The sequence below is a fragment of the Gemmobacter serpentinus genome (genome assembly GCF_008973825.1).
GTDB classification, from domain to species: Bacteria; Pseudomonadota; Alphaproteobacteria; order Rhodobacterales; family Rhodobacteraceae; genus Gemmobacter; species Gemmobacter serpentinus.
Window position 1 is genome coordinate 127,001 of sequence record NZ_WCHR01000005.1, and the last position, 13,281, is coordinate 140,281.

The 13,281-nt window shown below is 63.9% G+C and carries 8 protein-coding genes; 2 read left to right on the forward strand and 6 right to left on the reverse strand.

Annotated elements, in window-relative coordinates; translation table 11 throughout:
• Window positions 1–39: 39 nt before the first annotated feature.
• From GBJ34_RS02950 to xdhA, 6 genes are all read right to left on the reverse strand, one after another.
• The gene (locus GBJ34_RS02950) at window positions 40–969 is read right to left on the reverse strand and encodes an ABC transporter permease (RefSeq protein ID WP_151717763.1); all 930 of its coding nucleotides are present in this window, start codon (window positions 967–969) and stop codon (window positions 40–42) included.
• On the reverse strand, window positions 969–2,051 hold the full coding sequence (locus tag GBJ34_RS02955) for an ABC transporter permease (protein WP_151717764.1): 1,083 nt from the start codon (window positions 2,049–2,051) through the stop codon (window positions 969–971). The genes GBJ34_RS02950 and GBJ34_RS02955 overlap by 1 nt, the downstream gene beginning before the upstream one ends.
• 177 nt (window positions 2,052–2,228) lie before the next feature.
• Entirely contained in the window at window positions 2,229–3,755 is a 1,527-nt protein-coding gene (locus tag GBJ34_RS02960; protein ID WP_151717765.1) for an ABC transporter ATP-binding protein, read from the reverse strand.
• A 4-nt stretch (window positions 3,756–3,759) separates the two neighbouring features.
• Window positions 3,760–4,713, reverse strand: coding sequence for a xanthine dehydrogenase accessory protein XdhC (gene xdhC, locus GBJ34_RS02965; protein ID WP_151717766.1), 954 nt, complete (start codon window positions 4,711–4,713; stop codon window positions 3,760–3,762).
• Window positions 4,706–7,162, reverse strand: a complete 2,457-nt coding sequence (gene xdhB / locus GBJ34_RS02970) for a xanthine dehydrogenase molybdopterin binding subunit (protein ID WP_151717767.1) — start codon at window positions 7,160–7,162, stop codon at window positions 4,706–4,708. Before xdhB ends, xdhC begins: the two co-directional genes overlap by 8 nt.
• On the reverse strand, window positions 7,159–8,646 hold the full coding sequence (xdhA, locus tag GBJ34_RS02975; RefSeq protein ID WP_151717768.1) for a xanthine dehydrogenase small subunit: 1,488 nt from the start codon (window positions 8,644–8,646) through the stop codon (window positions 7,159–7,161). The genes xdhB and xdhA overlap by 4 nt, the downstream gene beginning before the upstream one ends.
• Window positions 8,647–8,984: 338 nt before the next feature.
• On the opposite strand from xdhA, the gene GBJ34_RS02980 reads away from it, so the two are divergent.
• Both GBJ34_RS02980 and dnaE read left to right on the forward strand, forming a co-directional pair.
• Window positions 8,985–9,527, forward strand: a complete 543-nt coding sequence (locus GBJ34_RS02980; protein WP_151717769.1) for a hypothetical protein — start codon at window positions 8,985–8,987, stop codon at window positions 9,525–9,527.
• 225 nt (window positions 9,528–9,752) lie between these two features.
• Window positions 9,753–13,244 (forward strand): DNA polymerase III subunit alpha, encoded by a 3,492-nt coding sequence (dnaE, locus tag GBJ34_RS02985; RefSeq protein WP_151717770.1) that lies wholly within the window; start codon window positions 9,753–9,755, stop codon window positions 13,242–13,244.
• Window positions 13,245–13,281: the final 37 nt, after the last annotated feature.

Here is a 13,281-nt window from a genome sequence, read left to right on the forward strand (position 1 = left end):
GGCGGCAGGGTGCCCTGCCGCAGATGGATCCGCGCCGCCTCAGCGGGCCGCGTGGAAATTCTGGCCCAGACAGGCCGGGGCATTCAAGGCCGTCTTGCCGCGTCCCGAAGACATGAGCACCAGCACAAGGATGGTGATGACATAGGGCGACATCGACAGATATTCGACCGGGATCCCGGCCTGGGCGGCCTGCAGGTTCAACTGCAGCACGGTGATGCCGCCAAACAGCCAGGCCCCCAGCAGCGCCCGCCAGGGCCGCCAGCTGGCAAAGACCACGATGGCCAACGCAATCCAGCCCGCGCCTGCGGTGATTCCGTCCACCCATTGCGGCACCCGGATCAGGCTGAGATAGGCCCCACCCAGACCCGCCATGGCACCGCCAAACGCAATGGCCAGAACGCGGATACGCACCACCTTGTAGCCAAGCGCATGGGCCGCGTCATGGCTTTCACCGACGGCGCGCAGGATCAGCCCGCCACGCGCATATTTCAAAAAGGCCCAGATCGCGGCCACGGCGGCGATGGACAGGTAGACAAACAGGTCATGCCCGAACAATACCTTGCCGAAAAAGGGAATATCGGCCAGCGGCCCGAAGGGCACAGCCCCCAGATGCGGTGGCTTGATGCCGACATAGCTTTGTCCCAGCAGCGATGAAAACCCGATGCCGAACAGCGTCAATGCAAGGCCCGACGCCACCTGATTGGCCTGCATCACCTGGGTCAGCACCGCAAATAGCAGGCTCAGCGCCGCACCGCCCACCGCGCCCCCCAGAAAGCCCAACATGGGGCTGCCAGTTTCCACCGCCGTGATGAAGCCGCAGATCGCGCCCATGATCATCATCCCCTCGACCCCGAGGTTCAGCACGCCCGCCTTCTCCACCACCAGCTCCCCCAGGGCGGCCAGCAGGATCGGCACCGAGGCCATCATCAGCGATGCAATCAGCAGGCTTGGGTCAATACCACCAAACATCAATGCGCCTCCCGCTTGGCCAGACGGATCCGGAAGTTCGTCAACAGGTCACAGGCCAGCAGGAAGAAGAGCAGCATCCCCTGAAAGGCCTGAATCGCCGCCGAAGGCAGACCCAGATTGGTCGCCGCCATCTCGCCGCCGATATAGGTCAGCGCCATCAACAGCCCCGCGAACAGGATGCCCACCGGGTTGAGCCGTCCGAGGAAGGCCACGATGATCGCGGTGAAGCCGTAACCCGAATTGAAGTCGATGCTGATCTGCCCCGCAGGCCCGCTGACCTCGAACAGACCGGCCATGCCCGCAAGCGCCCCTGCCACCCCCAAGCACAGCACGACCAGACGGTCAGGCTTCACGCCTGCATAGCGCGCGGCGCGCGGCGCCTGCCCCGACAGCTTGATCTGAAAGCCAAGGATATGGCGCTGCAACAGCACATAGGCCGCAACCACCGTGGCCAGCGCCATCACGCCGCCCCAATGCAGCCCCGCCCCTTCCCACAGAAAGCCGTTGCGTGCCGCCTCATAGCCCGAAAAGTTGCGGCTGCCCGGAAAGCCCGCGCCTTCTGGGTTGCGCAAAAACCCGGTGGAGGCCATGGCCAGCACCGTTTGCGCCACATAGACCAGCATCAGCGAGACCAGGATCTCGTTGGTATTGAAGCGCGTCTTCAGGATCGCCGGGATCATCGCCCAGGCCCAGCCGCCAAGCGCGCCCGCCATGACCATGGCCGGAAAGATCAGCCGGTTCTCGGTCGGAAACACCGCAAGGCCAAGGGCCGCGCCGGCAATGGCCCCCATGATATATTGCCCCTCGGCCCCGATATTCCAGATGCCCGCGCGAAACCCAAGGCTCAGCCCGACCGCGATCAGGATCAATGGCCCCGCCTTCACCATCAGTTGCCCGCGCAGATACCAGGCAAACTCGCCAAACAGCGGATCCCAAAAGATCGTGCGAATGGCCTCGAACGGGTTCTTGCCCAGCAAGGCAAACATGATGCCCCCGGCCACCACGGTCAGCGCGACAGCCAGAACCGGGGTGGCCCTGCTCCAGAATTGCGAGGGGGTCGGGCGTCGTTCCAGTTTCAACATACGCGCAGATCCCCCCGCTCACGGGCGGCTTGCCCCTCATCTGTTCCCAAATATCCTCGGGGGGCGCGGGGGGCAGACAGCCCCCCGCTGTTCTTGGCAAATCTGGAGACAGACTGTCCCCCGCTGCCCCTTGCGGGCTTGCGGCCAGACCGCCCTCCGATCGTCGTCATCTCGACGTCACCCGACATGATGCGCCACCTCCATGCCATGGGCGCCGCCCATCATCAGCCCGATCTCGTCTATCGTCAGCCCCTCAACCGGACGCGGGCGGGTCAAGCGCCCCTCGTTCAGCGCGGCAAAGCTGTCGGAAATTTCCAGCAATTCATCCAGATCCTGACTTATCACCACCACCGCCGCCCCGGCCGCCGCCCGATCCAGAATGGCCTGCCGGATCGAGGCCGCCGCCGCCGCATCCACGCCCCATGTGGGCTGGTTGATGACGATCACCTCGGGGTCTTGCAGCAACTCCCGCCCGACCACGAATTTTTGCAGATTGCCACCCGACAGCGCCCGCGCCGCAACATGGGTGCCGGGGGTGCGCACATCGAATGTCTCGATGATCGATTTGGCAAAATTCTCGGTCTTGCCCCAGTCGATAAAGCCGCTGCTTGCTAGCCCCTGCCGCACCACGCCACTTAGAAACGCGTTTTCGGTCAGCGACATATTCGGTGCTGCCGCATGGCCCAACCGTTCCTCGGGGGCGGCCACCAGCCCGGCGCGCCGCCGCTCCACCGGCCCCAGATCGCCCACGGGTTGCGAATGGATGCGCACGCGGTCGCCTTCGGTGCGGATCTCACCCGATAGCGCCAGCAGCAGCTCGTCCTGCCCATTGCCCGCCACCCCGGCAATGCCCAGCACCTCGCCCTTGGCGACGGTGAAACTCACCGATTTCAGACTGGTGCCAAAGGGGATGGGCGAGGCCACCGACAGATCGGACACGCCAAGCGCGACTGGGCCCTTTTCGCCGACGCGCCGCTCTGGCGGGGTGATGGTGGCACCCACCATCATCTCGGCCATTTCGCGCGCGGTGGCATCCCGCGGCGTGCAACTGCCCACCACCTTGCCGCGCCGCAGGATCGTCGCCTCGTCGCACAGCGCGCGGATCTCTTCCAGCTTGTGGCTGATATAGAGGATCGAGGTTCCCGCCTCTTTCAACTGCCGCAGGGTGCGGAACAGGATATCCACCTCTTGCGGGGTAAGGACCGAGGTCGGCTCGTCCATGATCAGAAGTTTTGGCGATTGCAGCAGACAGCGGATGATTTCCACCCGCTGACGCTCGCCTGCCGACAGATCCCCCACCATCCGCGCCGGATCGAGTGGCAGACCATAATGTTCGCTGACCGCCCGGATCTTCGCTGCCAGTTCGCGCATCGGCGGCGGGGTTTCCATGCCAAGCGCCACGTTCTCGGCCACATTCAGGGCTTCAAACAGGCTGAAATGCTGGAACACCATCGCGACGCCCGAGGCCCGCGCGGCCGAGGGTTTTGCCGGCGCATAGGGCGCACCTTGCCAGGTCATGCGGCCCTGATCGGGCTTCACCAGCCCGTAGATCATCTTCACCAGCGTGGATTTCCCGGCGCCATTCTCGCCCAGCAGGGCGTGAACCTCGCCCTCATGAATGGTGAAAGACACGTCGCTATTGGCCACCACGCCCGGATAGGCCTTGGTTACGCCCTCGATTCGCAGCAGCTCCACAGCTGTCATCCCTTCATCCCGCTTTCTCCTGGCGGTTTTCTGGCGCATCGGCCCGTTTCAAAAAGGCCGTTGCAACCCCTAGTGCAATGGCTTGCGGGTGTTTGCCAAGGCTCCGATCGCCTATCGGACAGGCAATTCGCTGAATTTCAACGGGCAAATGCCCCAGATCGTGCAGACGTGCCCGGAATCGCGCCGCTTTGGTCGCCGATCCGATCACGCCAAGCGCGGCAAATCCATGCGTCATGATCCGGTGGCACAGTTCCAGATCCAGCGCATGGGAATAGGTCAGGACGATATGTTCCGCACCCTGCGGTGCATAGGCCACGACCAGCGCCGGGTCAGCGGCGGGCAGCATCGTGACACCTGCCGGAATGGTCTCCGGGAAACGCTCGATCCCGGTATCGACCCAGGTGATCGCGACCTCGGGCAAGGGGGCCAGCACCGAAACCAGCGCCCGCCCGACATGGCCCGCGCCCCAGACCCAAAGCTGGCGCGAGGGCCGCGCGACCGGCTCGATGAACCAGCCTTGCAGCAGCTGCGCCTGTGGCATCACCCCCTGCCCGCGCTGCGCGACCAGCAAGCGCTTCACCGCCAGCGGCATCGGCGCATCGCCTGTGGCCGGGCGGGCCATCACCGTCTCTGGAAGCGTCACGCCATCAGCATAGCGTTCCGACAGCAACGCCACCGCCCCACCACAGCATTGGCCAATCGCTGGCCCCAGCGGATAGCGGTCAAAGCGCCGCATGGCGCCAGTGGTCAGCATGTCCTGCGCAGCCTGCGTCGCCAGATGTTCCAGCGCGCCGCCGCCGATGGTGCCGCTTTGGCGCAAGGCCCCTTGCGCATCGCGCCAGACCAGCATCGCCGCCCCGACCTCGCGCGGCGAAGACCCCTTCACCTCGGCAATCACAACCCGGATGACCGGGGCACCCTCGGCCAATTGCGCCAGCAGTCCTGCGCGATCAAACATGGCCGCGCTGCCTTTGCACCGCCCAAAGCACGCGCTCGGCGGTCGCGGGCGCATCCAGCGCCGGATAGACCGACCCGTCGCCGCAAGCCGCCACCGCATCCGACAAGGCCATCAGCGCCGAGATCCCCAGCATGAAAGGTGGCTCGCCCACGGCCTTGGATTTGCCAACGCTGTCTTCACGATTGGCGCGGTTCCACAGCGCCACATTGAACACCTCGGGCCGGTCGGAACAGGCCGGGATCTTGTAGGTCGAGGGCGCATGGGTCATCAGCCGGCCCTTGCCATCCCAGACCAGCTCCTCGGTGGTCAGCCAGCCCGCGCCCTGCACATAGGCCCCCTCGACCTGACCGATATCGATGGCCGGGTTCAGGCTGCTGCCGGTATCATGCAGGATATCGGTGCGCAGGATGCGGTTCTCGCCGGTCAGGGTGTCGATCACCACTTCGGTCACCGCCGCGCCGTAAGCGAAGTAAAGGAAGGGCCGACCCTGCCCCTTCACCCGGTCCCAGCGGATCTTGGGCGTGGCATAGAAGCCGGTCGCAGAAAGCGAGATCCGCGCCTGATAGGCCCAGGCCGCGACCTGGGCAAAGGCAAAGGCCTCGCCCGCGACCTTCACCACACCGTCTTCAAAGCGGACACTTTCAGCCGCAACCCCATGCTTTTCGGCCAGAAAATCGGCGATCCGCCCCCGGATTGTCAGGCAGGCGGCTTGCGCCGCCATCCCGTTCAGGTCCGAGCCCGACGAGGCGGCGGTGGCGGAAGTATTCGGCACCTTGGCCGTATCGGTCGCGGTGATCTTCACCGCCGAAACATCGACACCAAACACGCTGGCCGCCACCTGCGCCACTTTCAGGAACAGCCCCTGCCCCATCTCGGTGCCGCCATGGTTCAACCGGATGGAGCCATCCTGATAGACATGCACCAGAGCACCCGCCTGATTGAGCCATGTCAGCGTGAAGGAAATCCCGAACTTCACCGGCGTCAGGGCAATTCCGCGCTTGAGGATGGGCGACCCCGCATTCCAGCGTGCGATCTCTGCCCGCCGCGCCGTGTAATCGGAACTGGCCTCCAGATCATCCAGCAGCGCGCGCAGAATGAAATCCTCGACCGGCATACCGTAATGCGTGGTCTGCACCAATGCCTTCGGCGAATGCGGCCCGCCATAGCGATGCCCGGTGCCGGGGTTCTCCGCCCGGATCCCGCCCATTCTCACCTGTTTGAAAATATCCTCGGGGGGGGTGCCGGGGGCACCATGGGGGGCAGACAGCCTCCCTTCTGCCGTGCTTGCCCCCGCAACGCCCTCCGCCATTTCCGCATAGAAATTGCGCCGCCGCACGGTGACCGGATCCAGCTTCAGCACATGGGCCACATGATCGACCACCCGCTCGATCCCCACCACGCCCTGCGGGCCGCCGAAGCCACGATAAGCGGTGTTCGACTGGGTATGGGTGCGCAGGCGATGGCTCTCGATCCGCACATTTTCAAGGAAATAGGCATTGTCGGCATGAAGCATGGCACGGTCGGCCACCGGCAGGCTCAGATCCTGCGCCCAGCCGCAGCGCAACAGGTGCTGGAACTCCACCCCCAGAATGCGGCCGGTGGTATCAAAGCCCGCGCGGTAGCGGATCTTCAGGTCATGGCGCTTGCCGGTGATGACCATGTCATCATCCCGGTCATAGCGCATCTTGCAGGGGCGCCCCAGATCATGCGCCGCCATGGCGCAGGCGATGGCCAGATGGTTGCCCTGACTTTCCTTGCCGCCAAAGCCGCCGCCCATGCGCCGGGTCTCCACCCGCACCGCGCTCATCGGCAGATGCAGGGCATGGGCCACCTTGTGCTGGATCTCGGTCGGATGCTGGGTCGAGGCATAGATGACCATGTCGCCGCCTTCCTGCGGCAATGCGGCAGCAATCTGGCCTTCCAGATAGAAATGTTCCTGCCCGCCCACGTCGAAATCGGCCTCGATCACATGCGGTGCGGCCGCAATCGCCGCCGCCGCATCGCCACGCGACCAGATCACCGGGCCCTGTTCAAACCGGCTATTGGCGGCCAGTGCGGCCTCCACCGTCAGCAGCGCCGGACGTTCGTCGTAGCTGATCTTGCCCAGACGCGCGGCCTTGCGCGCGGCCAGATGGCTGTCAGCCACGACCAGAAACACCGGCTGGCCCAGAAAATGCACTTCGCCGGTTGCCAGCAGCGGCTCGTCCCCCAGCGAGGGCGAGCAATCCGGCATCTCGTGCCAGTCACCATGGGCATAGACCGCAACCACGCCGGGGGCGGCCCGCACCGCAGACAGATCCATGGCGGTGATCGCGCCATGGGCGCAGGTCGAGAGACCAAAGGCCAGATGCAGCGCATCGCCCGGCAGCGGTATATCATCGGTATAGCGCGCCTGCCCTGTCACATGCAGGGGGGCCGCGTCATGCGGGATGGATTTGCCAATGCTCATGCCCGCATCCCCAGAACCGAGACCACATCGCCGGATGCCTCATGGAAATAGCGCAGCGCCAGATTGCCCGCAGCCTCCAGCCGGTAGGCGGCAGAGGCGCGCATATCACTCATCGGCTGGAAATCCTGCGCGGCGGCGGCCTTGGCGGCGCGGAAGCTGGCTTCGGTGAAGGGCTGGCCTTCCAGCGCAGCCTCCATCGCGCTTGCCCGTTTCGGGATGCCCGCCATGCCACCAAAGGCGATGCGGGCGCGCGTGATCCGCCCCCCTGCGATCCGGTCGCCCGCAACTTCGATATTGAAGGCACCGAGCACGGCCGAAATATCCTGATCGAAGCGTTTCGACAGTTTCCAGACCCGCAGGCCGGGGGCGCTGGCCGGAATGGTCACAGCTTCCACGAACTCGCCGGGCAGACGGTCCTGCTTGCGGTATTCGATAAAGAAATCCTCCAGCGCGATCTCGCGCCGGGCATCGCCCCTGCGCAGATGCAACCGCGCGCCCAGCGCGATCAGCGCGGGCGGTCCATCGCCAATGGGCGAGCCATTGGCGATATTGCCGCCGATGGTCGCGGCATTGCGCACCTGTTCCGAGGCATAGCGGGTCAGCATCTCTGCGAGTGCCGGATGCGGACCCGTCATGGCGGCGCGCAGATCGGTCAGGGTGACACCCGCGCCGATGCGGATCACATCGCCTGTGGTCTCGATCCGTTGCAGATCACGAATACCATTCAGGAAGGCCAGTTTTGGCAGGGGTCGCAGCTGTTTGGTGACCCAAAGCCCCACATCGGTCGCCCCCGCGACCAGCGTGGCATCGGGATTGGCCGCATACCATGCGGCCAGCTGGTCAGCGGTTTCGGGGCGGTAGGCATTGGGGGCGATGGCCGGGGAAGCGATGGCCGGGGAAGCGATGGATTGCGGGCCAGCGTCGCCGGGGGCTGTCTGCCCCCCATCTCCTGCGGAGATGTCCCCCGAGGATATTTTTGAACAGATGAAATCGGGATCGTCCCGCATCCAGTCCGGCACGGGCTGGAGGGCGGCGGCCTCGGCCGCGCGGATGATCGGGGCATAGCCGGTGCAGCGGCACAGGTTGCCGGCCAGCACCACGTCATGATCGTGGCGCCCTTGCAGATGGCCGACCGCCATCGAGGCGATAAAGCCCGGCGTGCAGAAACCGCATTGGCTGCCATGGCAATCGACCATGGCCTGCTGCACCGGATGCATCTGGCCTTCCGGGCCAGAAATGCCCTCAATGCTGCGCACCGATTTGCCATGCAGTTGCGGCAGGAACAGGATGCAGGAATTCAGCGCCCGCGATCCGGTCTCGTCACTGACAATCACCGTGCAGGCACCACAATCGCCCTCGTTGCAGCCTTCCTTGGTGCCGGTCAGATGGCGGTCTTCGCGCAGATATTGCAAAAGCGTGCGCGTGGGATCCACCCCGGTCAGGCGCACGGGCGTTCCATTCAGCAGAAACGCGAGGTCTGTCATAAATCGTCCTGCCGCGTTACCTACTGGCCTTGGTGGCCCCCCCCGATGCGGCGTAGGAGGAAGCGGCCTTGATCCCTGTTCGTGCAGCAGACGCGCGCAAGGGCCGTCATGCAAGCATTACCTTTCTGGAAAACCCGAAAAGACCTGTCCGAATTGCCGCATAATATGGCAGATGTGCAGAAACTGCTCAGGCGCTGCATGGGCCGGTGGCCGGTTTGAGTCGCGCGCCTTGCATATTTTGATGCCCTGGCCCTTTGAGCAAACCACATTTGGCGCACCCCCCTGATCCTTGGTATCTGGCCTATCTTGCATTGCCGTGCTGGAAACGCATCCCGCTTATGATCGTAACTTTGTGGCTTTTCGCGGGATCGATCTCCAGTTTCTGGATGCTTGTCTTCGCCGATGCCTACCTTCCCTCACCAGACTGGGTCGAAAAGGTGCGACCGTACGCACATGGCCTTGCCACCCTGTTCTCGGTCGCGTGGGTCTGGCACATACCTATCATGGTCGACCTTGATCGCCATCTCCCGCCCCACAAGCGACCTGATTGGTTTCAGTATGCGGTCTATCTGTTCTTCGGTCCTGTCATGGCCAACTTTATCAGGCTACAGGTTGTGAATTTTGCAGGCCCCGCAGCCCTCGGATTTTCCTTTGGCAACCGGATGTGGCAAGAACATACCGTGGTCAGCGCGAGCCTCCGCACAAAGGGCAAATGCCCTCGCTTTCTCAGCGTTGAAGGCAGGGCTCAAGGCTACGACACATGCCGTATGCCGATTGAGATCAACCGCCAGCTCAAACCCGGGCAGCGGGTGGAATTCACAGGCAGAGGCACCAGCATGGGGATGTTCATTGACGGCGTGCGAATGCTGCAACAGCCGTGATGCAGCGTTCCCCGCGCGCGCGATAGAATCGCGGCGCGCGCTCCATCATTGGGTCACCACAACCGCTTTCATCGCGCGCGAGGTGGAATAGATATGATCGTGCTGGATCGCTTCCGCCAGCATCGGGAGCTTTCGCTGCCCCATGCGATGGATACGGTTTCGATTCGGGATAGGTGCCTGTTCCCTGGGCTTTCCCCGCCTCCGGGCGATTGATACTCTGCCCCCATGTCAGAACCCGTTCGATTCATCCACCTGCGCGTCCATACCGAATATTCGCTGCTGGAAGGCGCGGTGCCGGTGAAAAAGCTGGTCGGGCTCTGCGCCGCCCAGAACATGCCGGCAGTCGCCTTGACCGACAGCAACGCGATGTTTGCAGCGCTTGAATTTTCCTCCATCGCCGCAGGGGCCGGGGTGCAGCCGATTGTCGGCTGCCAGATGGCGCTGATGCATGATCCGGCGCGGCCGGGCGAAAAGCCGCGAAGCCCCGCCCCGCTTGTGCTGCTAGCGCAATCAGAGGCGGGCTATCTGAACCTGATGGCGCTTTCGACCTGTCTTTACATCGAAAAATCCGGCCAGATCCCGCATCTGACGCTGGAGGATCTGGCGGCGCATTCAGAGGGGCTGATCTGCCTGACCGGCGGTGCAGAAGGCCCGGTGGGCAAGTTCCTGCAAACCGGCAACCGCGCCCGCGCCGAGGCGCTGGTGGATGCGCTGGCCGCGATCTTCCCCGACCGGCTTTACATCGAGCTGCAGCGCCATCCCGGCGAGGGCGGCCGGTTGATGGAGGCCGAGGCCCTGTCGGAGCGCGGCTTTATCGAGATCGCCTATGATCGCGGCCTGCCGCTCGTTGCGACCAATGACGTCTACTTCCCGAAAGCCGATATGTATGAGGCGCATGATGCCCTCATCTGCATCTCCGAGGGGGCCTATGTCGATCAGGCCGAACCGCGCCGGCGGCTGACGCCGCAGCACTATTTCAAATCCGAAGCGGAAATGTGCGCCCTGTTCGCCGATCTGCCCGAGGCGCTGGAAAATACCGTCGAGATCGCGAAACGCTGCGCCTACAAGGTGCCGAAGATCGCGCCGCTGCTGCCAAAATTCGCCGATAACGAGGTCGAGGCGCTGCGCCAGCAAAGCTGGGACGGATTGCGCGCCCGGCTTGCGGTGATCCCCCACGCGGCCCCGGTCGAGGAATACGAGGCCCGGCTGACCTTCGAGCTGGATATCATCGAGCGGATGAAATTCCCCGGCTACTTCCTGATCGTGGCCGATTTCATCAAATGGGCCAAGGCGCATGACATTCCGGTGGGACCGGGGCGCGGCTCGGGTGCAGGCAGCCTTGTCGCCTATGCGCTGACCATCACCGATCTGGATCCGCTGCGCTATGCCTTGCTGTTTGAGCGATTCCTCAACCCCGAACGGGTGTCGATGCCTGACTTCGACATCGACTTTTGCATGGATCGCCGCGAAGAGGTGATCCGCTATGTGCAAGACCGCTACGGCCGCGACAAGGTGGGGCAGATCATCACCTTCGGTGCGCTGCTGTCCAAGGCCGCGGTGCGGGACGTGGGGCGCGTCTTGCAGATGCCCTATGGCCAGGTGGACCGCCTGTCGAAGATGATCCCGGTCGAAGGGGTCAAGCCGGTCTCGATCCAGAAGGCGCTGATCGACGAGCCGCGCCTGCGCGACGCCGCCAAGGCCGAAGAGGTGGTCGACCGCCTGCTGAAATACGGGATGCAGATCGAGGGGCTCTTGCGCAACGCCTCCACCCATGCCGCAGGCGTGGTGATCGGCGATCGGCCGCTGGACCGGCTGGTGCCGCTGTATCAAGACCCGCGCTCTGACATGCCTGCGACCCAGTTCAACATGAAATGGGTCGAGGCGGCGGGGCTGGTGAAGTTCGACTTTCTGGGTCTGAAAACGCTGACGGTGATCCAGAACGCGATTGATCTGATCCGGGGCACGGGACGGCAATTGCATGAAAGCGCCGATGGCCGCACGCTCTATGAGCCAAAGCCGGGGGCCGAGAATGACATCGGCCATATCCCGCTGGACGACAAGGCCAGCTATGACCTTTATTCGCAGGCCAAGACGGTCGCGGTGTTCCAGGTGGAAAGCTCCGGCATGATGGATGCGCTGCGGCGCATGAAACCCACCTGCATCGAGGATATCGTGGCGCTGGTGGCGCTGTATCGTCCCGGCCCGATGGAGAATATCCCGGTCTATTGCGAGGTGAAGCACGGGCTGCGGCCGCTGGAAAGCCTGCATCCCACGATTGACCCCATTCTGGCCGAGACCCAAGGCATCATCGTCTATCAGGAACAGGTGATGCAGATCGCGCAGGTCATGGCGGGTTACAGCCTTGGCGGTGCCGACCTCTTGCGCCGCGCCATGGGCAAGAAGATCGCCGAGGAAATGGCGAAGGAACGCCCGAAGTTCATCGACGGTGCCAAGGCCACCCACAATATCGATGCCAAGAAAGCCGGTGAGGTCTTCGACCTGCTGGAGAAATTCGCCAATTACGGCTTCAACAAATCCCACGCCGCCGCCTATGCGGTGGTCAGCTATCAAACCGCATGGTTGAAGGCCAATCACCCCGTCGAATTCATGGCGGGCGTGATGAATTGCGATATCCATCTGACCGACAAGCTCGCGGTCTATAAACGCGAGCTGGACAAGCTGGAGATCCCGGTTGTGCCGCCCTGCGTGAACCGCAGCCTTGCCACCTTCAGCGTGAAGGATGGCAAGGTCGTCTATGCGCTTGGGGCATTGAAGAATGTCGGCGTCGAGGCAATGCGGATGATCGTCGAGGCGCGTGGGGCCAAGCCCTTTGCCACCCTGTTCGACATGGCGCGCCGGGTCGACCTGAAACGCGTCGGCAAGCGCCCATTGGAGATGCTGGCGCGGGCCGGGGCCTTTGACATGCTGGACGGCAACCGCGCCCGCGTCTTCGAGGGGCTGGACGGGCTGGTCGCCTATTCGGCGGCGGTGCATGAGGCCAAGGCCTCCAATCAGGTGTCGCTGTTTGGCGAGGCCGGATCGGATATCCCCGAGCCTCGGCTGCGGGGGCGCGATGACTGGCTGCCGGTGGAACGGCTGTCGCAGGAGCATCAGGCGATCGGTTTCTATCTGTCCGGTCATCCGCTGGATGATTACATGGTGCCCCTGAAGCGCAAGAAGGTGATGACTCTGGCCGAGTTGACGCTGGCCTGCGAGCGCGGCCCGCAGGTCGCAAAGCTCGCCGGATCGGTCAGTTCCCGGCAGGAGCGCAAATCGGCCAAGGGCAACCGTTTTGCCTTTGTGCAACTTTCTGACCCGACCGGCCTTTATGAAGTCACGGTATTCTCTGACACTTTGGAACAATGCCGCGATCAGCTGGAGCCGGGCAAGAATGTGGTCCTGACCGTCGAGGCCAACCTTGAGGGCGAGACGCTGAAGCTGCTGGCGCGCGGGGCCTCGGCCATCGATACCGTGGCGGCCGAGGCGGGCGGATCGAACCTGCGTATTCATCTGGACCGGGCCGAAGCGGTGGCCTCGGTCGCCGCACTGTTCGCGCGGGTGGAGGCCGGACGCCAGCGCGGCCAGATCACTTTCACCGTGGCCGATGATCAGGGCCGCGAGATCGACCTGACCCTGCCGGACCCCTACCCCGTCACGCCGCAGATCAAGGGCGCGATCAAGGCGATGCAGGGTGTGGTCATGGTCGAAGAGGTCTGACACCCGGCGCAGGCTTTGCCGCAGCAGGTGGGATGGA